The 24,978-nt window shown below is 61.9% G+C and carries 22 protein-coding genes and 1 riboswitch; of the genes, 15 read left to right on the top strand and 7 right to left on the bottom strand.

Translation table 11 applies throughout. From position 1 onward, the window contains the following. Positions 1-150 precede the first annotated feature (150 nt). The 4 genes from AC19YY_RS10205 (at position 151) to AC19YY_RS10190 (ending at position 4,929) form a co-directional block, all read left to right on the top strand. The gene (locus AC19YY_RS10205; RefSeq protein ID WP_346266505.1) at positions 151-492 is read left to right on the top strand and encodes a YceK/YidQ family lipoprotein; all 342 of its coding nucleotides are present in this window, start codon (positions 151-153) and stop codon (positions 490-492) included. 151 nt (positions 493-643) lie between these two features. Next, a complete protein-coding gene (locus AC19YY_RS10200) occupies positions 644-2,398 on the top strand; it encodes a carbamoyltransferase C-terminal domain-containing protein (protein WP_169952285.1) in 1,755 nt (584 codons plus the stop codon). Beyond that, positions 2,391-3,296: a glycosyltransferase family 2 protein gene (locus AC19YY_RS10195; protein ID WP_169952283.1), complete on the top strand. Its 906-nt coding sequence runs from the start codon at positions 2,391-2,393 to the stop codon at positions 3,294-3,296. Before AC19YY_RS10200 ends, AC19YY_RS10195 begins: the two co-directional genes overlap by 8 nt. A gap of 160 nt (positions 3,297-3,456) precedes the next feature. Then, positions 3,457-4,929 carry a hypothetical protein gene (locus AC19YY_RS10190; protein WP_169952281.1) on the top strand — a complete coding sequence of 491 codons (1,473 nt, stop codon included), beginning with the start codon at positions 3,457-3,459 and terminating at the stop codon, positions 4,927-4,929. A gap of 2 nt (positions 4,930-4,931) precedes the next feature. Here AC19YY_RS10190 and AC19YY_RS10185 read toward each other — a convergent pair whose 3' ends face one another. Next, positions 4,932-5,588 (bottom strand): phosphotransferase, encoded by a 657-nt coding sequence (locus AC19YY_RS10185; protein WP_169952279.1) that lies wholly within the window; start codon positions 5,586-5,588, stop codon positions 4,932-4,934. A 124-nt stretch (positions 5,589-5,712) separates the two neighbouring features. Here AC19YY_RS10185 and msbA point away from each other — a divergent pair, with 124 nt between their 5' ends. The 3 genes from msbA to AC19YY_RS10170 all read left to right on the top strand — a co-directional run bounded on the left by msbA (position 5,713) and on the right by AC19YY_RS10170 (position 10,016). Beyond that, positions 5,713-7,533, top strand: a complete 1,821-nt coding sequence (msbA, locus tag AC19YY_RS10180; RefSeq protein ID WP_169992172.1) for a lipid A export permease/ATP-binding protein MsbA — start codon at positions 5,713-5,715, stop codon at positions 7,531-7,533. 105 nt (positions 7,534-7,638) lie between these two features. Further along, the gene (gene hldE / locus AC19YY_RS10175; protein WP_169952276.1) at positions 7,639-9,075 is read left to right on the top strand and encodes a bifunctional D-glycero-beta-D-manno-heptose-7-phosphate kinase/D-glycero-beta-D-manno-heptose 1-phosphate adenylyltransferase HldE; all 1,437 of its coding nucleotides are present in this window, start codon (positions 7,639-7,641) and stop codon (positions 9,073-9,075) included. A gap of 11 nt (positions 9,076-9,086) precedes the next feature. After that, positions 9,087-10,016 carry an NAD-dependent epimerase/dehydratase family protein gene (locus tag AC19YY_RS10170; RefSeq protein WP_169952274.1) on the top strand — a complete coding sequence of 310 codons (930 nt, stop codon included), beginning with the start codon at positions 9,087-9,089 and terminating at the stop codon, positions 10,014-10,016. Positions 10,017-10,043: 27 nt separating this feature from the next. Here AC19YY_RS10170 and AC19YY_RS10165 read toward each other — a convergent pair whose 3' ends face one another. From AC19YY_RS10165 to AC19YY_RS10150, 4 genes are all read right to left on the bottom strand, one after another. Next, complete coding sequence (locus tag AC19YY_RS10165) at positions 10,044-11,009, bottom strand: metal ABC transporter ATPase (RefSeq protein WP_169952272.1); 966 nt, start codon at positions 11,007-11,009, stop codon at positions 10,044-10,046. A gap of 41 nt (positions 11,010-11,050) precedes the next feature. Beyond that, on the bottom strand, positions 11,051-11,863 hold the full coding sequence (locus tag AC19YY_RS10160) for an aldo/keto reductase (protein WP_169952270.1): 813 nt from the start codon (positions 11,861-11,863) through the stop codon (positions 11,051-11,053). Then, positions 11,860-13,035, bottom strand: coding sequence for an NAD(P)/FAD-dependent oxidoreductase (locus AC19YY_RS10155; protein WP_170058102.1), 1,176 nt, complete (start codon positions 13,033-13,035; stop codon positions 11,860-11,862). Before AC19YY_RS10155 ends, AC19YY_RS10160 begins: the two co-directional genes overlap by 4 nt. 84 nt (positions 13,036-13,119) lie before the next feature. Continuing rightward, positions 13,120-13,455 (bottom strand): DMT family transporter, encoded by a 336-nt coding sequence (locus tag AC19YY_RS10150; protein WP_099170110.1) that lies wholly within the window; start codon positions 13,453-13,455, stop codon positions 13,120-13,122. 105 nt (positions 13,456-13,560) lie between these two features. Here AC19YY_RS10150 and AC19YY_RS10145 point away from each other — a divergent pair, with 105 nt between their 5' ends. Both AC19YY_RS10145 and waaA read left to right on the top strand, forming a co-directional pair. Next, entirely contained in the window at positions 13,561-14,451 is an 891-nt protein-coding gene (locus AC19YY_RS10145) for a LysR family transcriptional regulator (protein ID WP_169952266.1), read from the top strand. Between the two features lie 23 nt (positions 14,452-14,474). Next, the gene (waaA, locus tag AC19YY_RS10140; protein WP_169952264.1) at positions 14,475-15,752 is read left to right on the top strand and encodes a lipid IV(A) 3-deoxy-D-manno-octulosonic acid transferase; all 1,278 of its coding nucleotides are present in this window, start codon (positions 14,475-14,477) and stop codon (positions 15,750-15,752) included. Between the two features lie 285 nt (positions 15,753-16,037). Here the strand turns inward: waaA and AC19YY_RS10135 are convergent, their stop codons facing one another. Next, on the bottom strand, positions 16,038-17,477 hold the full coding sequence (locus AC19YY_RS10135; protein WP_169952262.1) for a TolC family outer membrane protein: 1,440 nt from the start codon (positions 17,475-17,477) through the stop codon (positions 16,038-16,040). A 196-nt stretch (positions 17,478-17,673) separates the two neighbouring features. Further along, positions 17,674-17,779: riboswitch (TPP riboswitch) on the top strand. A 150-nt stretch (positions 17,780-17,929) separates the two neighbouring features. On the opposite strand from AC19YY_RS10135, the gene thiC reads away from it, so the two are divergent. Together thiC and cytX are read left to right on the top strand one after the other, a co-directional pair. Beyond that, positions 17,930-19,819 (top strand): phosphomethylpyrimidine synthase ThiC, encoded by a 1,890-nt coding sequence (gene thiC / locus AC19YY_RS10130; RefSeq protein ID WP_170058099.1) that lies wholly within the window; start codon positions 17,930-17,932, stop codon positions 19,817-19,819. Positions 19,820-19,949: 130 nt separating this feature from the next. Then, on the top strand, positions 19,950-21,239 hold the full coding sequence (gene cytX / locus AC19YY_RS10125) for a putative hydroxymethylpyrimidine transporter CytX (protein ID WP_170042438.1): 1,290 nt from the start codon (positions 19,950-19,952) through the stop codon (positions 21,237-21,239). Here cytX and AC19YY_RS10120 read toward each other — a convergent pair. Then, a complete protein-coding gene (locus tag AC19YY_RS10120; protein WP_169952256.1) occupies positions 21,208-21,954 on the bottom strand; it encodes an RsiV family protein in 747 nt (248 codons plus the stop codon). The two genes, cytX and AC19YY_RS10120, sit on opposite strands and share 32 nt — an antisense overlap. A 202-nt stretch (positions 21,955-22,156) precedes the next feature. Between AC19YY_RS10120 and AC19YY_RS10115 the strand changes: the two genes are divergently transcribed. From AC19YY_RS10115 to AC19YY_RS10100, 4 genes are all read left to right on the top strand, one after another. Continuing rightward, entirely contained in the window at positions 22,157-22,774 is a 618-nt protein-coding gene (locus tag AC19YY_RS10115; RefSeq protein WP_169952254.1) for an NUDIX domain-containing protein, read from the top strand. Next, positions 22,765-23,214, top strand: coding sequence for a DUF1249 domain-containing protein (locus tag AC19YY_RS10110; protein WP_169952252.1), 450 nt, complete (start codon positions 22,765-22,767; stop codon positions 23,212-23,214). The genes AC19YY_RS10115 and AC19YY_RS10110 overlap by 10 nt, the downstream gene beginning before the upstream one ends. A 97-nt stretch (positions 23,215-23,311) precedes the next feature. Beyond that, positions 23,312-24,127: a 3',5'-cyclic-AMP phosphodiesterase gene (gene cpdA / locus AC19YY_RS10105; protein ID WP_500604134.1), complete on the top strand. Its 816-nt coding sequence runs from the start codon at positions 23,312-23,314 to the stop codon at positions 24,125-24,127. A 205-nt stretch (positions 24,128-24,332) separates the two neighbouring features. After that, positions 24,333-24,941: a YqiA/YcfP family alpha/beta fold hydrolase gene (locus AC19YY_RS10100; protein ID WP_170058097.1), complete on the top strand. Its 609-nt coding sequence runs from the start codon at positions 24,333-24,335 to the stop codon at positions 24,939-24,941. The last annotated feature ends 37 nt before the right edge of the window (positions 24,942-24,978 follow it).

Genomic DNA, 24,978 nt, shown 5'->3' with positions numbered 1-24,978 from the left:
TCCATGACGCGCAGCGCGGGCGCGGAAAAAGGGCGCGAGTTTAACGATTCTGCGCGGCGTTTTTTGAAGAATATTCCCGCAAAATGCCGGCATATTCGTCTTACACAGTCTTGGGTTAGGCTGTGCGCCCCATACCAAAGAGGGTTACCCGTGAATCCTACAAACATTCTGCTGCTCGCCGCCATTGTCCTTTCGACCACGGCCTGCGGCACCCTGAATACGGTGTTTCGCGAAGATGCGGTGGCCAGCCAGAAGCTCAAGGACCTGCGCAGCCACTGCGAGAGCGTGCCCCGTATCTACAGCGGGGTGGTGTATGACTTCTGCTCCCTCAATGGCGAACCCAACAGCAAAAAAAGCCTGGAAGACCAGCAGATCGCCTCGGTGCCGTGGATAGCCATTGATTTCGTGCTATCTGGCGTTCTCGATACTTTGGTACTGCCCTACACCGTCTACCGGCAAAATCGAGACGGCAGTATCGAGATTTTCCGATGATGCCTCTTGTTTCTCCGTGCCATTTGCGGCTAGAGGCGTTTTGCCGCTTTTAAGCTATAATCCCGCCCTTTAGCTTTTCTCGCCGAGGCGAGGGGCTCACATTTTTTCAGGCGCCAGCGCCTGCATGCAGACTAAAAGAGGCTAGACCCCAGTGGCATTGACGATTCTTGGCCTGTCCGGCGCCCTTAGCCATGATCCTTCCGCAGCGTTGTATATCGACGGCAAGCTGATCGCGGCCGCCGAAGAAGAGCGCTTCGTACGCGATAAACATGCAAAGAACCGCATGCCCTACGAGTCGGCGAAGTTCTGCCTGGAACAGGCTGGCATCAAACCCTCCGACGTTGATGTGGTGGCGATCCCGTTTGCCCCGATCAGCCTGTTCGGCGAGGCCCGCTGGCACTATGCCAAGCGTTACTGGTATGCCCCGGACCGCGCCCTTGACGCGATCCTGATGGGCAACCGGCGCTACAAGCGCTACCGCAACAAGATTGTCTGGTGCCTGGAGCAACTGGGCTTCGATCCGAAGAAGATCAAGATCGAGCCGGTTGAACACCACCTGGCCCACGCTTCCAGCGCCTATCACTGCTCGGGTTTCCAGGAGAAGACCGCGATCCTCGGGATCGACGGTAAAGGTGAGTACGCCACCACCTTCTTCGGTTACGGCGAAAACGGCAAGATCCACAAGATCAAGGAATTCTACGATCCGGACTCCCTGGGCGGCCTGTACGGCGCGATCACCGAGTTCCTCGGCTTTGAAATGCTCGACGGCGAGTTCAAGGTCATGGGCATGGCACCCTATGGCGATGCCAGCAAGTACGACTTCTCGCGCCTGGCCTCCTTTGAAAACGGTGAGCTGGTGATCAACACCGACTACGCCAACGTCATCGGCCTGCGCCGCTATAAAGAGAAGGGCAAGGGCTTCTACTTCTCGCCAAAACTGATTGAGTGGCTGGGTCCCAAGCGTGAAGGCGACATCGCCGACGAGCCGTACATCCACTACGCAGCCAGCATGCAGGCGCTGTTCGAGAAACTGGCCTTGCAGATGATCGACCATTACCTGGGCGATATCCTCAAGGAAACCGGCAAGCTGGCCTTCGCCGGCGGCTGCGCGCTGAACGTCAAGTTGAACCAGAAGATCATTGCCCGCGACGACGTCAAGGAGCTGTTCGTGCAGCCGGCGTCCGGCGATGCCGGCACTGCCGTGGGCGCGGCGGCCTATGTGTCCCATGCCCGTGGGGTACCTGTAGAGAAGATGGAACACGTCTATCTCGGCCCGTCCTACAGCAATGAAGAAGTGATTGCCGCGTGCGCCAAGCACCCGAGCAAGCCGAAGTGGCGCCAGATCGACGACATGCCCAAGCGCATCGCCCAGATCATGGTCGACGGCAATCCGGTGGCCTGGTTCCAGGGCCGCATGGAGTTCGGCCCGCGCGCCCTGGGCGGACGTTCGATCATTGGTTGCCCGAGCGCCGTGGGCGTGGCTGACCGGATCAACCACCAGATCAAGTTCCGCGAGCGCTGGAGGCCTTTCTGCCCGTCGATGCTCGACACCGTGGCCCCGCAGATGATCAAGGTCGATCACCCGGCCCCGTTCATGACCTTCACCTTTGAAGTGGCCGAAGAGTGGAAAACCCGCGTGCCGGAAGTAGTCCATGAAGATGGCACCTCCCGCGCCCAGGTGCTCAAGCGCGAGTACAACCCGCGCTACTACGACATGATGAAAGAGCTGGAAGTGCTGACCGGCAACGGTGTGTCCCTGAACACCTCGCTCAATCGCCGCGGCGAAGCGATGATCTGCTCGCCGACCGACGCCCTGAACATGTTCTTCGGCTCCGATCTGCAGTACCTGATCATGGAAGACATCCTGGTCGTCAAAGACGGTGTGGAAGGGCAAGCCGTTGACTGAAGCACTGATTGGCGTCGTCATCCCGGCCTACAACTACGCGCGCACCCTGGGGCGCGCGGTTGAGTCGGTGCTGGCGCAACTCGACGAAGCCGATGCGCAGCTGTTGGTGATTGATGACGGCTCTACCGATGAGACGCCGCAGGTGCTGGAAGCTCTGCTGGCCAAGCACCCCGGGCGTTTCCAGGCCCTGCGCAAGCCCAATGGCGGCCTGGCCTCGGTGCGCAATCGCGGGATTGAGGAGTCTGCGGGCCAGTACCTGATGTTCCTCGACGCCGATGATGAAATGGCCCCAGGCGCCCTGGCCCTGGTTGCGCAGCATATTGCTGCTCACCCGGATAGCCGCCTGATCATCGGTGGCCACTGGTCGGTATTTGAAGATGGCAAGCGCCGCCTGCATGCCGTCAAGCCGCTGCCTGCCACCCCATACCAGCGGGTGCGCGGGTACTTGCTGGACAAGACCATCGCGATCTCCAATGGCGCTTGCGCCATGCACCGCGACATCTTCGCGGTGGGCAACTACCCGGAGCGCATGCGTAATGCCGAGGATATCCCGGTGTTTGCCCAGGCCCTGGCGCGCGTGCCTTGCACGGTCATCGACCAGCCACTGGCGCTGATCTACAAGCATGCGGACAGCTTGCGACATGACATCAACCACAGTGTCGCCGCTGGCGTGAGCCTGGTAGACGAGGTGTTTTCGCCGGTGCGTATGCCAGCAGAGTTGCAAGGCCTGCGCAGTGCGTTTCTCGCGCAGCGCTGCCTGTCGTTGTTTCGCAATTGCTTCAGTGCTGGGGAATACACGCTCGCCAGGCAGTTTTACTGCCAGGCGGTACGTACCGACTGGCGCGCCCTGACGCGCTGGTCGTACACACGCAAGGCGCTTCAGCTGATGTTCAAGTAAGCGCTTTATAGCCTGTTACGCTACGCCGGGAATTACCTATGCAGCGCCAGAGTTGATTGCAATGACTGGGCGCTGGGTTTTCGTGGTGCAGTGGTTTTTCTGAAATGTATGTTTTCAAATCTTGTGCACGCGATGTGACGCCAGGTTTTAAGGGGGGGGTGTGGTTGGAATAGGCAGCAAGTTGTGGGCCCGGGTGTTGAGTATTGTCGTCGAGCATCCCGTTCGAGTGGCATTTTTTGGGAGCCTGCTGCTGTCCCTGATCGCTGTGCTGGGCGCAGCGACTGTCGGACGTGATGCGGCTTTCTACCTGACCATTGCCCAGGACGCTCACGTCCATGGCCCGAAAGCCGCCTTTGCCGTATTCAACTGGCCCTGGTTCTCCCTGCTCCTGGCGGGCACCCATTCGGTTTCAGCCCTGCCCATAGAACTGAGTGCGTACTTGTGGTGTTCGCTGTTTGCTGCCGGTACCTGTGCGCTACTGGTTGACTGCGTGCGCCAGCGCTCGGTGCAGGTGGCGCCTTGGGCTTGCCTGGTGGTGTTGGCGATGCCTGCGTTCAACCAGTTTCGTGGCGAGATCCTGCGTGAGTTCGGCTTCTGGTTCTTCTGCATCCTGACGCTTTGGCTGGCCATGCGCTGGCAGGCCCGCGGTGGATGGCTGCGGGCGGCAATCATCCACCTGGCGATTGTCGCGGCGGCAGCCTTCCGGCTGGAAGCGTTGTTGCTGTTGCCGGCGTTGGGCTTATGGCAGTTGCCTGGCCTGTGGGTGCGCGAGCGGCGCCTGGCGCTCCTGCAGTTTGTGGCGCTGCCGCTGTTGGGTGTCGTGGCGGGGATAGTGCTGGTCTCGGCCACGGATGGTTTTACATCGGCTCGCGTTGACTACTATCTGGGCTTGATCAACCCCAACCAGGTGCTGGCGTCGTTTGACTTGCTGCGCGATCAGTTCGCCAACTCGCTGATCAACAAGTACTCCCAGGATGAAGCCGGACGCATCATCTTTTTTGGCATCCTGGCGGCCATGGCCATCGGCTTTGTAAATATTTGCGGTCCGTTTGCCGTGCCGTTTTTGCGTGGCCGCAATTGGCAGGCGATCAAGCGCTACTGGCACGAATACCGGCCTTTTGCCTGGGCGGCGCTGTTGTACCTGTTGGTATTGCTGCTGTTCTTTATCCAGCAGCAGTTCATGAACTTGCGCTACATGAGCTTCCTGAACCTACTGTTTGTGCCGGCGCTGGCCTTGGCGATGCAGATGTTTGCCCAACAGTTCCCGCGCCTGGGCAAGGCCCTGGTGGCGGTCTGCCTTTTGGTGATGTTGTCCAATGTGGTGTCCACCGGGCCGGGCAAGGTCCAGTACGTTGACGCGGGGCGCTGGATGGCGGCGAATGTCGAGCCGGATGTCCCAGCGTATTTCGATGACGGCCGGATCGGTTATTACGCCGGGCGTGGTTATCTGCTCAAGCAATTGACCCGGGAAGCGGCGATGTCGCCGGCCTATGCGGATCAATTCCGCTATTTCCTGATCGAGGCCCGCGGTAACGAGCCCTGGCTCATCAGTTGGCTGGCCGAGCGCAACATGCGCATCGTCGAGCGCTTCGCCAATCGCCGAGGCGCCACGGTGCTGATCATCACCCGGTGAAGTCAGTCCAGTAATTGCCGCAGGCGCTCAATCAGCGGCGCCTGCTGACTGCCGGCCGGCAAGCCCTGGCGATAGCCATCGAAGAAGGCTTGCCCGGCATCATCGCCCAGCAGCCATTGCCGATCCTCGGGATAGCGCCGCAGATGGCTGAAGTTACGCAGGCGCTTGCTCTGGCTCAGGGCGGCGGCCTGGCAACTCAGGTCGGCAATGTCGATCAGCCCCAGGGTGTTTTCCGGAGTCAGGACCACGTTGCCAAAGTGCAGCGAGCGAAAGTACACGCCCTTCTCATGCAGTTGCGCAATGAAACAGCCCAGGCGCACACGCAAGGCGTCGGCCTCGGCCTTGGCGAGTTTCAACTGGCGGATGGTTTCCCCGGCCAGCGGGCTGTAATACACCGCGTCCCGCGCAATGCTGGGAATGCGATACACCGCAATGATGCGCGGGCAGGGGATATCCCGTTGCTGCAATGCGCGGGTGTTGTTGGCGAAGCGCTGGGCATACGGGTAGAACAGCGCCGAACTGAGCAGGCGCTTGCGCCGGAACAGTTTGAGCATGCAACCATCGGTCAACCGGAGCACCTTGTCGCCAGAACCATCGGCTTCCAGCACCTGCGCGCCGGCGCGCAATGCCTCATAGGTGTTGTGATCGATTACTTGCATGCCTGACTCCCATCAATAGCCGGTTATCTTAACCGACTTGATGCAAGGCTGGCCCCTGCTCATGTTTTTTGGGGCGAAGAGGCCTGTGATATGATCCGCGCCTTATTGATTTGCGCGGATTCCCATGAGCAGTCCTGAACCGAAAACCCAGTCGACGCTGGCGATTTACTTCCGCCTCCTGACTTACGTACGGCCTTATGTGGGTCTGTTCATCCTGAGTATCGTCGGGTTCCTGATCTTCGCATCGACCCAACCGATGCTCGCTTATATCCTCAAGTATTTCGTCGATGGCCTGGCGAATCCCGAGGCCAGCCTGTTCCCCGGCAACCCCTATCTGGGCAAGTTGCAGTTACTGGAAACCGTGCCGCTGATGATCGTGCTGATCGCGGCCTGGCAGGGCGTGGGTTCGTTCCTCGGCAACTTCTTCCTGGCACGGGTTTCCCTGGGCCTGGTCCACGACCTGCGCGTGGTGCTGTTCAACAAACTGTTGGAGTTGCCCAACCGCTTTTTTGACAAGAACAACTCCGGCCACCTGATTTCGCGCATTACCTTCAACGTGACCATGGTCACCGGTGCTGCCACCGATGCGATCAAGGTGGTTATCCGCGAAGGCATGACCGTGATTTTCCTGTTCTGCACCCTGGTGTGGATGAACTGGAAGCTGACCCTGGTGATGCTGGCGATCCTGCCGGTGATCGGCATGATGGTGAACAGCACCAGCCGTAAATTCCGCAAGCAAAGCAAGAAAATCCAGGTGTCCATGGGCGACGTGACCCATGTGGCCTCCGAGACGATCCACGGCTACCGTGTGGTCCGCAGCTTTGGCGGCGAGCAATATGAAAAGGTGCGCTTCGAGCAGGCGAGCCTGAGCAATACCGAGAAACAACTGGCGATGACCAAGACCGGCGCGGTATACACGCCGATGCTGCAGTTGGTGACCTACAGTGCGATGGCCGTGGTCATGTTCCTGGTCCTGTATTTGCGTGGCGATGCCTCGCCCGGCGACCTGGTGGCCTACATCACCATGGCCGGCCTGTTGCCCAAGCCGATTCGCCAGCTGTCCGAAGTCAGCTCGACCATCCAAAAGGGCGTGGCGGGTGCCGAGAGTATTTTCGAGCAGTTGGATGAGCCGGTCGAAGTCGACCAGGGCGTGATCGAGCATGAACGTCTGGCTGGGCGCATTGAAGTGCGCAACCTCAGCTTCCAATACCCGGAAAGCGACAAGAAGGTGCTCAACGACATCAGCTTTATCGTCGAGCCTGGGCAAATGGTCGCGCTGGTGGGGCGTTCGGGCAGCGGCAAGTCGACCCTGGCGGGCTTGATTCCGCGCTTCTATCAGCACGAACAGGGGCAGATTCTGCTCGACGGCGTACGCGTGCAGGATTTCACCCTGCGCAACCTGCGCCGGCAAATTGCCCTGGTGACCCAGCAGGTCACCTTGTTCAATGACACCGTGACCAACAACATCGCCTATGGCGACCTGGCCGGCGCGCCCGCCGACGCGGTGCACCATGCCGCTCGCGAAGCCTATGCCGACGAGTTCATCGTGAAGATGCCCCAGGGCTACGAAACCCTGGTGGGCGAGAATGGCGTGCTGCTGTCTGGCGGCCAGCGCCAGCGCATTGCGATTGCCCGGGCCTTGCTCAAGGATGCGCCGCTGCTGATTCTCGACGAGGCGACTTCGGCCCTGGACACCGAGTCCGAGCGCCATATCCAGGCGGCCCTGGACCATGTGGTGAAGAACCGCACGACCCTGGTGATTGCCCACCGCCTGAGCACCATCGAGAAAGCCGACCTGATCCTGGTGATGGACGACGGCCAGATTGTCGAGCGCGGCACCCATGTCGAGCTGCTGGCGAAGAACGGTTACTACGCCCGCTTGCACGCCAAGGAGTTCGAAGAAGGTGACCCTGTGGCGCCCTCCCACGTGACAGATGCCTATTGAGGCGCTATTGCAGCCAGGCTGGGATCGACCGCCAGGATTGAATCGGTCGATGCTTTTCCCTGTGCTAATATCGCGCCCCTGTTCATTTTGTATGTGGGTTGCTCCATGAAGTTGTCCATGCCGCGATTCGATCAAGCCCCTGTCTTGGTGGTCGGCGATGTCATGCTCGACCGTTACTGGCATGGCGGTACCTCACGGATTTCCCCTGAGGCACCGGTACCGGTAGTCAAGGTCGAGCAAATCGAAGACCGTCCAGGCGGCGCTGCCAACGTCGCCCTTAACATCGCTGCACTCGGCGCCCCGGCCTCCCTGGTCGGCGTGACCGGTGACGACGAAGCCGCCGACAGCCTGACCAACAGCCTGCGCGGCGCTGGCGTGCGTGCCCTGTTCCAGCGCATTGCCCACCAGCCGACCATCGTCAAGCTGCGGGTCATGAGCCGTCACCAGCAATTGCTGCGTATCGATTTTGAAGAACCCTTCGCCACCGACGCCCTGGCCCTCAGTGACCAGGTCGACACGTTGCTCGAAGGCATCAAGGTGCTGGTGCTGTCGGACTACGGCAAAGGCGCGTTGAAAAACCACCAGGTGCTGATCCAGGCCGCCAAGGCCCGGGGCATCCCGGTGCTGGCCGATCCCAAGGGCAAGGACTTCTCGGTCTACCGGGGCGCCAGCCTGATCACGCCGAACCTCAGCGAATTTGAAACCATCGTCGGCGGTTGTGTCGATGAGCACGACTTGGTGAGCAAAGGCGCACGCCTGATGGCCGACCTCGACCTCGGCGCCTTGCTGGTGACCCGTGGCGAACACGGCATGACCCTGCTGCGCCCCGGCCACCCGGCCATGCACTTGCCGGCGCGAGCGCGGGAAGTGTTCGACGTCACCGGCGCCGGCGACACCGTTATTTCCACCCTGGCGGCGGCGATCGCAGCCGGTGAGGAATTGCCCCACGCGGTGGCCCTGGCCAACCTGGCGGCGAGCATCGTGGTGGGCAAACTGGGTACGGCATCCATCAGCGCCCCGGAACTGCGCCGTGCGATCCAGCGCGAGGAAGGCTCGGAGCGTGGCGTGTTGAGCCTTGAGCAGTTGCTGCTGGCGATTGACGATGCCCGTGCCCATAACGAAAGCATCGTTTTCACCAACGGTTGCTTCGACATCCTGCACGCCGGCCATGTGACTTACCTGGAGCAGGCCCGCGCCCAGGGTGATCGCCTGATCGTGGCGATCAACGACGACGCTTCGGTCAGCCGCCTCAAAGGCCCTGGCCGGCCGATCAACAGTGTGGATCGGCGCATGGCGGTCCTGGCTGGGTTGGGCGCGGTGGACTGGGTGATCAGTTTCTCCGAGGGCACCCCGGAAAACCTGCTGGCCCAGGTCAAGCCGGACGTGTTGGTCAAGGGCGGCGACTACTCGGTCGACCAGGTCGTCGGCGCCGATATCGTCAACGCCTATGGCGGCAAGGTCAAAGTCCTGGGGTTGGTGGAAAACAGCTCGACCACCGCGATTGTCGAAAAAATTCGCCAAACCAACGATGCCGCTCAATAGGGTTTGCCGCTATGTCTGATGCTCTCGTACTGATTACCGGTGGTGCTGGCTTTATCGGTTCCAATCTGGTCGATGCACTGCTGGCCAAGGGCTACGCGGTGCGCGTGCTGGATAACCTGTCCACCGGCAAGCGCAGCAACCTGCCGCTGGACAACCCACGCCTGCAACTGCTCGAAGGCGATGTGGCCGATGCCGCACTGGTCGCTCGTGCAGCGGTAGGGGTTACGGCGGTAGTGCACCTGGCGGCAGTCGCTTCGGTGCAGGCGTCGGTGGATGACCCGGTCAGTACGCACCAGAGCAACTTCGTGGGTAGCCTCAATGTCTGCGAAGCCATGCGCCAGGCTGGGGTCAAGCGTGTGGTGTTTGCTTCCAGTGCGGCGGTGTATGGCAACAACGGCGAAGGCGACTCCATCGATGAGCAAACCGCCAAGGCACCGTTGACGCCATACGCTTCGGACAAGCTGGCCAGCGAGCACTACTTTGACTTCTACCGTCGTCAGCATGGCCTGGAGCCGGTGATTTTCCGCTTCTTCAACATCTTTGGGCCGCGCCAGGATCCTTCATCGCCGTATTCCGGGGTGATCAGCATCTTCAGCGAGCGCGCGCAAAAAGGCCTGCCGATTGCCGTGTTCGGCGACGGTGAGCAAACCCGTGACTTCATGTACGTCGGGGATCTGGTGGCCGTGCTGGTGCAAGCCGTGGAAATGGCCGATGCGCCGCTGGGCGCGATCAATGTCGGCTGGAACCGCACCACCACCCTCAAGCAGTTGCTGCAGGCGCTGTCGCAAATCGTCGGGTCGTTGCCGGCTGTCAGCTACACCGCGCCGCGCTCGGGGGATATCCGGCATTCCAGGGCCAACAACCAGCGCTTGGCGGCGAGCTTCACATTGCCTGAGCCGACGCCGCTGACGGTTGGGCTGGAAAAACTACTCAACCAGTAGAAACCGCTCGCCACAGGCGGGGCTGCTTCAGCGACCCGCCTTCTTCGGCACCATCTTGCGCAAGATCTGCCTGGCCCGCCCGGTCAACTGGCTCAACTTCGATTCCTTCTCTGGTGCGCTCAGGCCCTGTTGCCTGAGCCAGTCCTTCCAGCGGATCCGCTCATCGCGCACCAGCCAGCCTTCCTGCTGGGCAAAACTCTCGGCCAGGTACAAGCCGCGCGTGCTCGCCGGGATCAGTTGATCCTTCTTCAGGGTATACAGCTCGGCGCACGGCTGGCCGTCCTTCAGGGGCATCAGGTACAGGTCCGGGCGCTGGCGGTCCAGGCGCGCCACCAGTTGATCACCCTCCAGGCGTTCGTCCACATGGAACAGGCTCAAGGACTTGGCTTCCTTGGGCACTTCCAGGCGCAGGTCATAGATCAATTGCAGGGAGGCCGTGGGCAGGTGCACATAGGCCCGGGGGCGTTCGATCAGTTGCATGCTGGCGCAGCGCACCGGGCGGGCGGCGCCGGACAGCGGTGACAGGCGAAACGGCAAGGCCTCACGGTAATGCAGCGCGCTGGAGTAGGGCGCCGGCAGCCAGGTGTCGTTGAAACGCCCGCCGAGCCAGCCTTCCGGGGTTTCCAGCAGGCATTCCTCGGCGATTTCCTGGATGGCCGTGTGCAACGGCAGGTTCAGTTCATGGGCCGGCACGTAGCCGGAAATCAGCTTGAGCACCACATCGCCACGGTCCTGCCGGCGCTGGCGCACCAACACCCAGTAATCGCGGTTTTGCCAGTGCAGTGTCAGGCGCACCGATACGCCGAGGTTGGCCAGTTCCAGGGCGAAGCGTTCGGCATCCGCCACCTCCACCGGCTTGCGCCGTTGCAGAGTCTGGGCAAAGTTGAGCGGCATGCCCACGCTCTGGTAGCTCAGGCCTTCGGGGGTGGCTTCGACGTACAGCGGCAGTGTTTTAAAGTTACTGGGGTTTTTTCTTATGAGCGTTCGCGGCATGTCGGCTCCTTCTTGCGTCGGGGTCGGCCGCGTCGGCGGCATCAGGATTGGCGAATGATCTTGGCAGCGGTTGCCACGTTATGGGCAAGGTGCAGCGGGTTGATGGTCCCGACAATAGCACTGGCCACGCCCGTTTGCGCAAACAACAAGACGAAACTGGCATGAATTGGATCCACTCCAGGCTCAAGGCATGCATGGCCGCTGGCCAGGGCCTTTTTCACCAGGATGCCTTTGCCATGGGCGGCGGCGTAATCGATCACGGCTTTTTCGTTTTGCTCGTTCAGATTGTAGGTGACCATGGCGCAATCGCCTTGTTCCAGAGCCTTCACGCCGCCTTCGACGGTTTTGCCGGAGAAGCCGAAGCCGCGAATTTTGCCCTCGGCCTTGAGCTGCGCCAGGGTCTGGTAGACCTCGCAGTCATTAAGGATATGCAAGTCATTGCCGTCGGAATGCACCAGCACCAGGTCGATGAAATCCGTTTCCAGGCGTTTCAGGCTGCGCTCCACGGAGAGCCGGGTATGGGCCGCGCTGAAGTCATGGTGGGACACGCCGTCGGCAAACTCTTCGCCGACCTTGCTGACAATCACCCAGTCCTGGCGCTGGCCGCGCAACAGCGGCCCCAGGCGCTCTTCGCTATGGCCGTAGGCCGGTGCGGTGTCGATCAGGTTGATCCCCAGCTCGCGCGCCTGGCGCAGCAACATCCGCGCTTCTTCATCATTGGGGATCTGAAAACCATTGGGGTACTTCACCCCCTGGTCGCGGCCCAGCTTCACGGTGCCCAGGCCCAGCGGCGATACCAGCAGGCCGGTGCTGCCCAGGGGGCGATGAAGGTCATGCAGGGTCGGCAGGCTCATGGCAACAATTGCTCCCAGGCGGGTTGGGCGATGGCTGGGCGTGGCAGTTCAGGCAGCGGCGTGCTTGGGGTTGGCTGGATGCCGTCACGTTCCAGGGCGCTGAGCACGCGGTCGGCGAAGTCCGGCGCCAGGGCCAGCTTGGTTGGCCAGCCCACCAACAGGCGGCCCTGTTCGGCGAGGAACGCGTTGTCTGGCCGGGTCAGGCCCGTTTGCAGGGGTTCGGCGCGATCCACCCGCAGGGTTGCCCACTGGGTCTGGCTCATGTCGATCCACGGCAGCAGGTGCGCCAGCTCCTTTTGCGCAGTGGCGATTTGCTCGGCGGGCGTGCGGTGAACGCCTTCGGTCTCGGCAATATCACCGCCCATGTACCACACCCAATTGCCATCGGCGGCCGGGTGCGTGGTGATGGTGATCCGTGGCTTGGTGCCGCCGCCCAGGCAGTGCGCGTACAGGGGTTTGAGGCCGGGGCCCTTGGCGATGATCATATGCAGCGGGCGCTTTTGCATGGCCGGCTGGCTCAGGCCCAGGGCGCTCAACAGCTCGGCGGTGCCGCCGCCGGCACTCAGCACGATGCGCTGGGCGCGGATCGCCCGGCCATCGACTTTCAGGCCGACCAGGATGCCGCCTTCCAGCAGCGGCTCGATCTGTTGCCCGGCGAGCAGGCCGTCGCCGGCCAGTTGCGCCAGGCGTTCGATCAGGCTCGGCACGTCCACCACCAGTTCGGCCAGGCGATAGACCTTGCCCTTGAAGCGGCGGTCTTGCAGGGCCGGCGGCAAATCGTCGCCCTTGACCTGGTCGACGCGGCCACGCACCGCCTTGCTGGCGAAGAAACTGGTGAGGTTGCCGGCCAGGGTGCCGGGCGACCACAGGTAATGGGCCTGGGACAGCAGGCGCACGCCCGTCAGGTCCAGCTCGCCGGTGCCCGCCAGCGCTTCACGCCAGCGTCGCGGCATGTCGGCAATGGCTTCGGAAGCGCCGGTCAGGGCACCGTGCAAGGCGTATTTCGCACCACCGTGAATGATCCCCTGGGACTTCACGCTCTGCCCGCCACCCAGGGTCGCGTTCTCCACCACAATCGTGGAAAACCCCTGGCTGCGCAGGCGCGCGTTGAGCCAGAGGCCGGCAACCCCGGCGCCGACAATCAGGACGTCGGTGGAAATAACGGATGGCATGGGCGACCTCAGTGTTCAGAACAAGAGGCCAAGTATACAGACTCGACAGCGGGATCTTTGCCCAGGATCAACAACTGTAGAAGGTCAGTGGCCGGCTGTTTTCGAAAACAACTGAATCACCACCACGCCCAGCACGATCAAGCCCATCCCCAGCATCGCCGGCAGATCGAGCTTCTGCCCATAGATAAACAGCGCTGCGATGCTGACCATGACGATCCCCAGCCCCGCCCAAACCGCGTAGGCCACGCCCACCGGTACGGTGCGCACCACCAGCGTGAGCATCCAGAACGCTACGCCGTAGCCGACGATAACCAGCAGCAGCGGGATTGGCGTGCTCCAGCCCTTGATCGCTTTCATGGAAACGGTGGCGATCACTTCCGAGCAAATGGCAATGGCCAGGTAGTAGTAGGCGGCGTTCATGGGGGTGTTCCTCGGAAATAGGGGCGCATAACAAGGCCGGCATTCTAGAGAATCCGTAGATGGGGTAAAGTCATTACCTATCCGAATTTAAGATGGGTTTGGCCAATGAGCGTGCAATGGAACCTGGAGCAGATGCGCCTGTTTGTCAGCGTCGCCGAGCAGCGCTCGTTTTCGGCGGTGGCACGGCACCAGCGCAAGGCGCAGTCGGCGGTGAGCAATGGCATTGCCTTGCTGGAGGCCGACCTGGGCGTGAGCCTGTTTGAGCGTAGTAGCGGTCGCCAGCCACGCCTGACCGAGGCCGGCACTGTGCTGCTGGAGGAGGCCCGGGAAGTGCTGCGCCAGTGTGAGCGCCTCAATGGCCGCGCCCTGTCGTTGATGCGCGGCGAAGAAGCACGGCTGCGCCTGGCCCAGGACGAAGCCATGCTCTATCAGCCGGTACTCGACAGCCTAGAGGCGCTGGCGGGGAAATTTCCCAGCCTGGAGGTGCAGTTGTCCAGCACGGCCCAGGGCGATGTCGCGCGCAAGCTGGTGGAGCGCAAGGCTGACCTGGGGTTGCTGTTTTACCACGACCAGATCCCCGAAGCCCTTGAGCGGCGGGTGGTTGGCAGTGTGGAGATGGTCACGGTGTGTGGCGTCGGGCATCCGCTGGCCAGGGAAGGTTTTGTCGATTGCCAGCGCCTGGCGCAGTTTCGCCAATTGCTGATGTCGACCCAGACCAGCGTCTACCCCGGCAGCGAGGCGGCCAGCCCGCAGGTGTGGCGCGCCGACAGCTTCTATGTGCTGGCCGAATGGCTGGCCCGTGGCCTGGGCTGGGCCTGGTTGCCCCGGCATGTGGTGCAATACCCGACCTATCACGGGCAGATGGTCGAGCTGGACAGCGAATGGACGCCGCCGGCCTTGGTGGTGGAACTGGTGTGGCGGCGCGATGAGCCCCTGGGTCCGGCCGCGCGCTTTCTGGCCGAACGTTTTACCGCGTGTTTGCAGGCGATCGGCTGAAAAAGCCGATAAACTCCGCCGCCATGAATAGAACTCTCTACAGCTGTCTGTTTTACCTGGCGCTGCCGTTGGTGGCCTTACGACTATGGCTACGTGCCCGCAAGGCGCCGGCCTACGCCAAGCGCGTCAGCGAGCGCTTTTCCTACGGTTTGCCGGTACTCAAACCCGGCGGGATCTGGGTGCACGCGGTGTCGGTGGGCGAGAGCATCGCCGCCGCACCGATGATCCGCGGCTTGCTGGAGCGTCATCCACAGCTGCCGATCACCGTCACCTGCATGACGCCCACCGGTTCCGAGCGGATCCAGGCACTGTTTGCCAACGAGCCGCGCATCCAGCATTGCTACTTGCCCTACGATTTGCCGTGTGCCGCCAAGCGTTTTCTGGACCGGGTCCAGCCCAGGCTTGCGGTCATCATGGAAACCGAGCTGTGGCCCAACCATATTCACCAATGCGCCAAGCGCGGGATTCCAGTAGCCCTGGCCAATGCGCGGCTGTCGGCACGTTCGGCCAAAGGTTACGGGCGTTTCGCCAAATTGACTGCGCCGATGCTGGCAGACATGAGCCTGTTCGCGGTGCAGACCGCCACCGAGGCCGAGCGCTTTCGCAGCCTGGGCGCGCGCCCGGAAACGGTCGAAGTCACCGGCTCGATCAAGTTCGACCTGACCATCGACCCAGCGCTTTTGGCACGCGCCGCCGCGTTGCGTGAGCAGTGGCAGGCCAGCGAGCGCCCGGTATGGATCGCCGCCAGTACCCACGAGGGCGAAGATGAAGTGGTGCTGGCAGCCCACCGGCAGTTGCTCGCCAGCTACCCCAACGCGCTGTTGATCCTGGTGCCCCGTCATCCGGAGCGGTTCAACACGGTGCTGGAGCTGTGCCAGCAGCAGGGTTTTGCCACGGTGCAGCGCTCCAGTGGGGCGCCGGTCGATGCCGACACCTCGGTATTGCTTGGCGACACCATGGGCGAGCTGCTGTTTCTCTACGCCTTGGCCGACAGCGCCTTTGTCGGCGGCAGCCTGGTGCCCAACGGTGGGCACAACCTGCTGGAGCCTGCGGCGCTGGCCAAGCCGGTGATCAGCGGCCCGCACCTGTTCAACTTCCTCGAAATCGCCGCAATGATGCGCGACGCCGGGGCGTTGCAGGAAGTGGATGATGCCCAGGGGTTGGCCGAGGTAGTGCGGCAACTGTTCGAACTGCCACAGGATGCGCACAAGCGGGCGCTGGCGGGGCTTAAGGTGATGCAGGCCAATCAGGGCGCGTTGAAGCGTTTGCTCGATGGCTTGGACAGACTGCTCAAACCCTGACCCAGCTCGGTCAAAAATGTAGGAGCTGGCTTGTCGGGTCGCCGCATCGCTGCGATAGCGGTAGGCCAGTCAGCACATCCTTACATGACCCACCGCCATCGCGGGCAAGCCCGCTCCCACAGGGATCTCGGTTGGGCACAGGACTTTGCACATACCACACACCAACTGTGGGAGCTGGCTTGTCGGGTCGCCGCATCGCTGCGATAGCATCACCTCGGTGTTGCAGATAACCCGAGGCGCCTGTATCGCGGGCAAGCCCGCTCCCACATTTGTCATGTGGTGGGTTTAGTTACTGGGGCGGGCCTTCAGTTGTTCGGCCGCGGCCTTGGCCAGGTCCGGCGGCAGGAAATCCTTGTCCGGGTTGTAGTCAGCCTTCAGGTAGCGCGCCAGGTCCTGCAGATCCCCCGGGTTCAACGTTCCCGCCGCCTGTTTCAAGCGCAGGTTGTCGAGGATGTAGTCATAACGGCTGTTGTTGTAGTTGCGCACCGAGGTGTACAGCTGGCGCTGGGCGTCGAGCACGTCGACGATATTGCGTGTGCCCACCTGGTAACCGATTTCCGTGGCTTCCACTGCGCTCTGGTTGGAGATGATCGACTGGCGGCGTGCCTGCACCTGTTCTACATCGGTGTTCACCGCGCGGTGCAGGTTGCGGGTGTTTTCCACTACCTGGCGGCGCAGGCCTTCGCGTTGCTGTTCGGTCTGGCCCAGGCGCGAATAGGATTCGCGTACCTGGGAGCTGGTGAGGCCGCCGCTGTACAGCGGGATATTCAGGCGCAGGCCGATGGTGCGTTGCTCGACGTCGCCACGATAGGGCTGGCCGAAGGCGTTGGGGTTGCTGAAACCGAGGGCGTCGTTGTCGCCTTTTTCGTATTGCGCCACCGCGTCCAGGGTCGGCGCGTGGCCGGCCTTGCGTTGCTTGAGGGTTTCTTCGGCGGCGGTGACCGCATAGTTGCTGGCCAGCAGGTTCAGGTTCTGGCGCCCGGCGGTGTCGACCCAGGCCTTGGCGTCGTTGGGTGCTGGCGGCAAAACGGGCAGGGTATGGACAATGCCCTGGATCGCGTTGTACTGGCGGTTGGTCAGGGTGATCAGCGCTTCAAACGCGTCATCCACCTGGCGCTGGGCGAGGATCCGGTTGGCCCGCGCCGTGTCGTAGCTGGCCTGGGATTGCAGCACGTCGGTCTTGTCCGACAGGCCCACGTCAAAACGCTCGTTGGACTGGTCCAGTTGGCGCTTGAAGGCGGCCTCTTCGGCCTTGGTCGAGGCCAGGTTGTCCTGGGCGCGTAGCACGGCGAAGTAGTTTTCCGCGCTTTGCAGGATCAGTTCCTGCTCGGTGGCCGACAGCTGCAGTGCGGCTTGTTCATTGACCGCTTCGGCAGCTTGCAACTGGAACCAGCGGTCGGCGCGGAACAGCGGCTGGCTCAGGGTTGCGCGCCAGGTATGGGCGTCGCGATTGGCGGTAGCCGACGGTGTGTCGATCTGGGTGCGCACGTTGTTCACGTCGGCACCGGCCGAGAGGTTGGGCAGCAGGCCGGCGCGGGCCTGGGGCACCACTTCTTTCTGCGCGCCGTACTGGGCGCGGGCGGCGGCCAGGTCGGCGTTGTTGTCCACCGCTTCCTGGTAGACGCTGACCAAGTCGGTTTTGGTCGACAAGGGCGCTTCTGCTGCCCAGACCATTCCATTGGTCGCACAAGACACGGCAAGAGCCAGTGAAAGTTTGCGCAGCATGAGGCGATCCCTAGATAAATATTACGGCGATAATTTAGCGCCCAAGGCTACGACGAGCAATCCATAGCGTCAAGGCGTTGAGACAGTAGGCGAGTGTAGTGGCCACACCCCCGCACAACAATCCTGTAATTGCGCCATTCATCACGCTGAATGCACCGCTATTGGCAATTTGCCTGCTCCATGGTCTAGACTGGCCGCGTTCTTGTCGGGGTGCCTTGCTATGAGGCTGAGATCGGTAAATACCGGATCCCGTTGAACCTGATCAGGTTAGCGCCTGCGTAGGGAACAAGATTTCTCGTCACCCGGCGAGTCCTCTTGTGCTTCGTCCGGGATGTTGTTCGACAATCGAACAGCCCTCGTGCGCCAAGCACAGCACTGCTTCCAGTGCGTCCGTCCGTCACAGGTTCGCTCCGACAAAAATCCACTGCCTGGATGTGTCTGGAGAGCCCGTGATGAGTACAAAACTAAAAAACACCGTGCATTTGAGTGAGTCGGCCAAGGTTGACTCGGGATCCGTGCAGCCGTTTACCCGCTCGCAAAAAGTCTATGTGCAGGGCACTCGCCCGGATATCCGCGTGCCGATGCGCGAAGTCAGCCTGGACGTGACCCCCACCGATTTTGGCGGCGAGATCAATGCGCCCGTGGTGGTCTACGACACTTCTGGCCCGTACACCGACCCCAACGTGATCATTGACGTGCGCAAAGGCCTGGGCGATGTGCGCTCGCCGTGGATTGAATCCCGTGGCGACACCGAGCGCCTGCCGGGCCTGAGTTCGCACTTCGGCCAACAGCGCCTGAGCGACGCCGAGCTGACCGCCCTGCGTTTTGCCCATGTGAAAAACCCGCGCCGCGCCAAGGCCGGGGCCAACGTCACGCAGATGCACTACGCACGCCAGGGCATCATTACCGCCGAGATGGAATACGTCGCCATCCGCGAAAACATGAAGCTTGAAGAAGCCCGTGCCAGTGGCCTGCTCGACCAGCAACACGCCGGGCACAGCTTCGGGGCCAGCGTGCCGAAAATCATCACCCCGGAATTTGTGCGCGAAGAAATCGCCCGCGGCCGCGCCATCATCCCGGCCAACATCAACCACACCGAACTGGAACCGATGATCATCGGCCGTAACTTCCTGGTGAAGATCAACGGCAACATCGGCAACAGCGCCCTGGGTTCGTCCATCGAAGAAGAAGTGGCGAAACTGACCTGGGGCATTCGCTGGGGCTCGGACACGGTGATGGACCTGTCCACGGGCAAGCACATCCACGAAACCCGCGAGTGGATCATCCGCAACTCGCCGGTACCGATCGGTACCGTGCCGATCTACCAGGCCCTGGAAAAAGTCGGCGGTGCCGCTGAAGACCTGACCTGGGAACTGTTCCGCGACACCTTGATCGAGCAGGCCGAGCAGGGCGTCGATTACTTCACCATCCACGCCGGTGTGTTGCTGCGCTATGTACCGCTGACCGCCAAGCGCGTCACCGGCATCGTGTCCCGTGGCGGCTCGATCATGGCCAAGTGGTGCCTGGCACACCACAAAGAGAACTTTACCTACACCCATTTCGACGAAATCTGCGAAATCATGAAGGCCTATGACGTCAGCTTCTCCCTCGGCGATGGCCTGCGCCCGGGCTCGATTGCCGACGCCAACGATGCGGCGCAGTTCGGTGAGTTGGAAACCCTCGGCGAGCTGACCAAAATCGCCTGGAAGCACGACGTGCAAACCATGATCGAAGGCCCCGGCCACGTGCCGATGCAGTTGATCAAGGAGAACATGGACAAGCAGCTGGAGTGCTGCGACGAAGCGCCGTTCTACACCCTGGGCCCGCTGACCACCGATATCGCGCCCGGCTACGACCACATCACCTCGGGCATCGGCGCGGCGATGATCGGCTGGTTCGGTTGCGCCATGCTTTGCTACGTCACGCCCAAGGAGCACCTGGGCTTGCCGAACAAGGATGACGTGAAGACCGGGATCATTACCTACAAGATTGCGGCCCACGCGGCGGATTTGGCCAAGGGCCATCCCGGTGCGCAGATCCGCGACAACGCGTTGAGCAAGGCACGGTTCGAGTTCCGCTGGGAAGACCAGTTCAACCTCGGCCTGGACCCGGACACCGCGCGCTCCTATCACGACGAAACCCTGCCCAAGGATTCGGCCAAGGTCGCGCACTTTTGCTCGATGTGCGGGCCGAAATTCTGCTCGATGAAAATCACCCAGGAAGTGCGCGAATACGCGGCCAACCAGCGTATCGAGGCGGTGGACGTGGATGTGGCCAAGGGCCTGGCCGAGCAGGCGCAGCGGTTCAAGCAGGAAGGCAGTCAGCTCTATAAAAAGGTCTGACTTGGGATTGGAGGTGCTTCTACTGGCCTCATCGCGGGCAAGCCCGTTCCCACATCTTTGAATGTGTGGGAGCGGGCTTGCCCGCGATAGCAATCTCTCCAATAACAAATGTCCCTCTGAGATGACCCCCTTGAGCATTCAACCGAGTACCTACTCTCCCGACATTGCAGTCCCAATAGACAAACGTGTCTTCGGCGCCCGCGATCTGTTTTCCCTGTGGTTTTCCCTCGGCATCGGCCTGATGGTCCTGCAAACCGGTGCACTGTTGGCGCCGGGGCTTGGCCTGTCGGGGGCGTTGCTGGCCATCTTCCTCGGGACCCTGGTGGGCGTGCTGTTACTGGCCGCCGTAGGGGTGATCGGCAGTGACACCGGCCTGTCGTCCATGGCCGCCCTCAAGCTCAGCCTGGGTGCCAAAGGCGCCAGCCTGCCGGCGCTGTTGAACTTGTTGCAACTGATCGGTTGGGGTTCGTTCGAGATCATCGTCATGCGCGATGCCGCTAGCCTGCTGGGCACCCGCGCCTTCAGTGCAGGCAGCCTGTTGGCCAGCCCGTTGCTCTGGACCGTGTTTTTCGGCGGCCTCGCCACCTTGCTTGCAATCAGCGGCCCGTTGACCTTTGTGCGAAAGATCCTGCGCAAATGGGGAATCTGGCTGCTGCTGGCGGCGTGCCTGTGGCTGACCTGGAACCTGTTCGCCAAGGCTGACCTGGCCGCGCTGTGGGCCCAGGCTGGCGACGGTTCGCTGCCGTTTGCCGTCGGGTTTGATATCGCCATTGCCATGCCGTTGTCCTGGCTGCCGCTGATTGCCGATTACTCACGTTTCGGCCAGCGCGCCACCCGTGTGTTCGGCGGCACGGCCCTGGGCTTTTTTATCGGCAATTTCTGGCTGATGAGCCTGGGCGTGGCCTACACCCTGGCGTTCGCGCCCAGTGGTGAAGTCAATGCGCTGTTGTTGGCGTTGGCCGGGGCTGGCCTGGGGATTCCGCTGCTGCTGATTGTGTTGGATGAGTCAGAAAACGCCTTCGCCGACATCCACTCGGCGGCGGTGTCCAGCGGCATGCTGTTGCGCCTGAAAGTCGAGCACCTGGCGCTGGCGATTGGGCTGGTGTGCACGCTGATCGCCTGCTTTGCGCCCTTGGCCCAGTATCAGAACTTCCTGCTGTTGATCGGCTCGGTATTCGCGCCGCTGTTTGGCGTGGTGCTGGTAGACCACTTCATCCTGCGCCGGCGTGGCCAGGCGCTGGTTGCAAGCCTGCGTTGGCCGGCGCTGCTGGCTTGGTTGGGGGGCATCAGTACCTATCACCTGCTGGCCAATCTGTACCCGGATGTTGGCGCGACCCTGCCGGCACTGGTGCTGGCAGGGCTGCTGCAATTTATCCTCGGGCGCGCCTTCAGCGGCGCACGGGCACCAGCTCAGGCTTGATGATGCCGTCGAGGCGAGCGTAAGGAATCTGCAACTCGACGTGGCCCATGGCGTAGGGCGCGATGGTGGCGGTAGGGTACTTGAGCACCACCGCGCCGTAGGTCAGCGCCACGTTCGGGGTTTTCTGGAAGGGCCAGCTTTTCACGTAGTCCGGCTCCAGGCTCAGGCGGGTGCTGATCAGCCAGCTGTTGTGGGCCACCTGGGCGGCTTTCCAGAACGCGTCTTCCTTGCCGGGGCGCAGCATGTCCGCCAGGGTCAGGTTTTTTTGCTGCTGGCGCGAGTAGTTGATGAAGCCGCGGCCAGGTTCGCCATGGGCGCCGCCGGTGTCCAGGTAGCTGGACAGTTCGATGATCACCAAGCCGTCATGCTGCTCCCGTACCTTGGCCTGCAAGTACATGCTGTTGCGCGGGCCGGACTCGCGCAGGAATTTTTCCCGATAGGCGTTCAGTGTCGCTGGCAATGGGGCGCCGGGCGTGGTGCGGGTCATTTCCAGCAGGCGTTGCTCGATCAGCGCATCGAGCTTGGGCTCGTTGGCGAAATGCACGGTATCGATGTTCACCAGCGGGCAGTCGGCGGTGGTGCAGCCGGGTTGCACCACCTCGGATGCATCGCGGGTGGCTTCCAGTGGTGCACGGTAGCTGGATTGGAACAGGCTCTGGCAAGCGCCGAGCGTCAAGGCAATACAGGCCACGGAGGCGACTTTTAACAGCGACATGGGCGTCCTTCATAAAGCGGAGAAGAGCGAAAGAGATGGGGCTTGGACTATCGGCATCCCAGTCAGTTCGCCACTAAGCTGATTACAGTGAGTTTGACCGCCGCCGCCCGTCCCGGCAACTGCAAAGGGGCTGCACCGAGGCACGCGGGCGCTGTAGGATGGCGCGATGCTCAGACACACACCGTATTAAACGAGGGTTGATATGACCGACAGTGCGAAATCGACGCCGAACAAAATTGAAATCGTTCAGCGCGACAATGCCTACCAGGGCTTCTACAAGCTCGATCGTGTACAGCTGCGCCACGAGCTGTTCGATGGTGGCATGAGCCCGGTGATCAATCGTGAAGTCTTTGTGCGCCACGATGCCGTGTGTGTACTGCCCTACGACCCGCAGCGCGATGAAGTGGTGTTGATCGAACAGTTTCGCGTGGGCGCCATGGGTCGCACCGACAACCCCTGGCTGGTGGAAATGGTGGCCGGCCTGATCGACAAGGACGAGCAACCGGAGGAGGTTGCGCACCGCGAAGCCGAGGAGGAAGCTGGGCTGACCTTCTCCGCGCTGTGGCCGATTACCAAATATTTCCCCTCGCCGGGTGGCAGCACCGAATTCGTCCACCTGTTCCTGGGGCGTTGCGACAGTACCGGTGCCGGCGGTATCCACGGCCTGGCCGAAGAAGCAGAAGATATCCGCGTCACCACCTGGGCATTTGAAGATGCCCTGCAAGCGGTGCGCGACGGTAAGATTTCCAACGCAGCCAGCATTATCGCCCTGCAATGGCTTGCGCTTAATCGCGCGGAAGTGAGGGGGCTATGGCAGTAAAGACACGGGAACGCTACCGGGTCGACCTGATCGGCTTGCAAGCCGCTTGCGAGGCTAACTATGCGCGGCTGATGCGCCTGCTGCCAGACATGCGCCGCACGCCGCAAGCGCGGCGCATTGCCGTGACCCACGGCGACCAGATGCTCGGCGTGCTGAACCTGGAAGTCATCCTCACCTGCCCGTACACCAGCACCCTGCGCGTGCGCCAGGAGCACAGCCTGCCATGGCTGCCGGTGCCGCAGCTGGAAGTGCAGGTGTATCACGATGCGCGGATGGCCGAAGTGGTCAGCGCCGAACATGCGCGGCGCTTTCGCAGCATCTATCCTTACCCCAATGTGTTCATGCACCAGCCCGATGAGAAAGCACAGCTCAATGTGTTCCTCGGTGAATGGTTGAGTCATTGCCTGGCCTTGGGCCATGAGTTTGAAGTCGTGCGCTAGAGGTGAACTGCGTACGCTTCACGGGTTTCCTCTTTGTGTCCTGCCCCAGCATAATTGCGCCCATTGTCCATTTTTGTGATCGCCCTGGGAGAACGCCTTGCCGAGCGTATCCACCGTGAACCCTGATGCGCCGGCGTTGCTGGTGCAACTGTCCGACAGCCACCTGTTTGCTGAGGCCGACGGCACGCTGCTGGGCATGAACACCCGTGACAGCCTGCAACGGGTGATCGAGTTGGTGCGGGCCCAGCAACCGCAGATTGATTTGCTGCTGGCCACCGGTGACTTGTCCCAGGACGGTACGCTTGCGTCGTACCAGCAGTTTCGCGACCTGAGCCAGCAGCTTGGCGTCCCGGCGCGCTGGATTCCGGGCAACCACGATGAGCCGCAGGTCATGGCCCAGGCGACCATGGGCAGCGCACTGCTGGAACCGGTGGTGGATGTGGGCAACTGGCGGGTGATTTTGCTGGACTCCGCCGTGCCGGGCTCGGTGCCGGGTTATCTGGCCGAGCCGCAACTGCAATTGCTGGTGCAAGCCTTGAGTGAAGCGCCGGGCCGTCATCATCTGGTGTGCTTCCATCATCACCCGGTGCCCATTGGCTGCCCGTGGATGGAACCGATTGGCCTGCGCAACCCCGAGGCGCTGTTCGCCGTGCTCGATCGCTTCCCCCAGGTGCGGGCGGTGCTGTGGGGGCATGTGCACCAGGAAATCGACCGCGAACGCCATGGCGTGCGCTTGCTGGCGTCGCCGTCGACCTGCATCCAGTTCGCCCCCGGCAGTGAGGATTTCAAGGTCAGTGAAGAGGCGCCAGGCTATCGTTGGCTGCGTCTGCATCCGGATGGACGGCTGGACACTGGGGTAGAGCGGGTCAAAGACTTCACCTTTACCGTGGATTACGGCAGTAACGGCTACTAAACCTGCAAACACACATCAAAATGTAGGAGCGGGCTTGCCCGCGATTGCGGTGGGTCAGCCAACAAATCTATCACTGATATAGCGCCATCGCGGGCAAGCCCGCTCCCACACCCCTGGCAGACCGCGTTCGGCAGTAACCCTGCTCACACTGCGTCATTCCCTGTAAACTGCGCCCCTTTGGCCGATAACGCACGGAGAGCCCGGCATGTCCGCTTCGATCTTGTATATCCACGGTTTCAACAGCGCGCCAGCCTCGACCAAGGCCAGCTTGCTGATGGGCGTGATGGACAGTCTCGGTCTGGCCGACCAACTGCGGGTGCCGGCCTTGCATCACCACCCACGCCAGGCGATTGCCCAGCTGGAGCAGGCGATCGGCGAGCTGGGGCGGCCGCTGCTGGTCGGCAGCTCACTCGGCGGCTACTATGCAACCCATCTTGCCGAACGCCATGGCCTCAAGGCGCTGCTGGTCAACCCGGCGGTCAGCCCCCATCGCATGTTCGACGGTTACCTGGGCACCCAGAAGAACCTCTATACCGATGAAACCTGGGAACTGACCCACGATCACGTCGCGGCCCTGGCTGAGCTTGAGGTTGCAGCGCCCCAGGATGCCCAGCGCTATCAGGTGTGGTTGCAGACCGGGGACGAAACACTGGATTATCGCCTCGCCGAGCAGTATTACCGGGCCTGTGCCTTGCGTATCCAGGCTGGCGGCGACCACGGTTACCAGGGTTTTGGCCGACAGTTGCCGGCGTTGTTGAGTTTTGCCGGCGTTGGCGCAGATCAGTACCAATCCTTCGATTTCACCGCATTGTGAAACCGCAGGTTACTTTTTAATCGAACGACTCACGACG

The organism is Pseudomonas sp. MF09156, assembly GCF_059862305.1.
This window is presented reverse-complemented; position numbering and strand designations above follow the sequence as displayed.

Excerpts from the sequence above, each read along its gene's own strand:
- AC19YY_RS10185 (WP_169952279.1), bottom strand. The coding sequence starts at position 5,588 with ATGCAAGTAATCGATCACAACACCTATGAGGCATTGCGCGCCGGCGCG.
- msbA (WP_169992172.1), top strand. The coding sequence starts at position 5,713 with ATGAGCAGTCCTGAACCGAAAACCCAGTCGACGCTGGCGATTTACTTC.
- hldE (WP_169952276.1), top strand. The coding sequence starts at position 7,639 with ATGAAGTTGTCCATGCCGCGATTCGATCAAGCCCCTGTCTTGGTGGTC.
- AC19YY_RS10170 (WP_169952274.1), top strand. The coding sequence starts at position 9,087 with ATGTCTGATGCTCTCGTACTGATTACCGGTGGTGCTGGCTTTATCGGT.
- AC19YY_RS10165 (WP_169952272.1), bottom strand. The coding sequence starts at position 11,009 with ATGCCGCGAACGCTCATAAGAAAAAACCCCAGTAACTTTAAAACACTG.
- AC19YY_RS10160 (WP_169952270.1), bottom strand. The coding sequence starts at position 11,863 with ATGAGCCTGCCGACCCTGCATGACCTTCATCGCCCCCTGGGCAGCACC.
- AC19YY_RS10155 (WP_170058102.1), bottom strand. The coding sequence starts at position 13,035 with ATGCCATCCGTTATTTCCACCGACGTCCTGATTGTCGGCGCCGGGGTT.
- AC19YY_RS10150 (WP_099170110.1), bottom strand. The coding sequence starts at position 13,455 with ATGAACGCCGCCTACTACTACCTGGCCATTGCCATTTGCTCGGAAGTG.
- AC19YY_RS10145 (WP_169952266.1), top strand. The coding sequence starts at position 13,561 with ATGAGCGTGCAATGGAACCTGGAGCAGATGCGCCTGTTTGTCAGCGTC.
- waaA (WP_169952264.1), top strand. The coding sequence starts at position 14,475 with ATGAATAGAACTCTCTACAGCTGTCTGTTTTACCTGGCGCTGCCGTTG.
- AC19YY_RS10135 (WP_169952262.1), bottom strand. The coding sequence starts at position 17,477 with ATGCTGCGCAAACTTTCACTGGCTCTTGCCGTGTCTTGTGCGACCAAT.
- thiC (WP_170058099.1), top strand. The coding sequence starts at position 17,930 with ATGAGTACAAAACTAAAAAACACCGTGCATTTGAGTGAGTCGGCCAAG.
- AC19YY_RS10120 (WP_169952256.1), bottom strand. The coding sequence starts at position 21,954 with ATGTCGCTGTTAAAAGTCGCCTCCGTGGCCTGTATTGCCTTGACGCTC.
- AC19YY_RS10115 (WP_169952254.1), top strand. The coding sequence starts at position 22,157 with ATGACCGACAGTGCGAAATCGACGCCGAACAAAATTGAAATCGTTCAG.
- AC19YY_RS10110 (WP_169952252.1), top strand. The coding sequence starts at position 22,765 with ATGGCAGTAAAGACACGGGAACGCTACCGGGTCGACCTGATCGGCTTG.
- AC19YY_RS10100 (WP_170058097.1), top strand. The coding sequence starts at position 24,333 with ATGTCCGCTTCGATCTTGTATATCCACGGTTTCAACAGCGCGCCAGCC.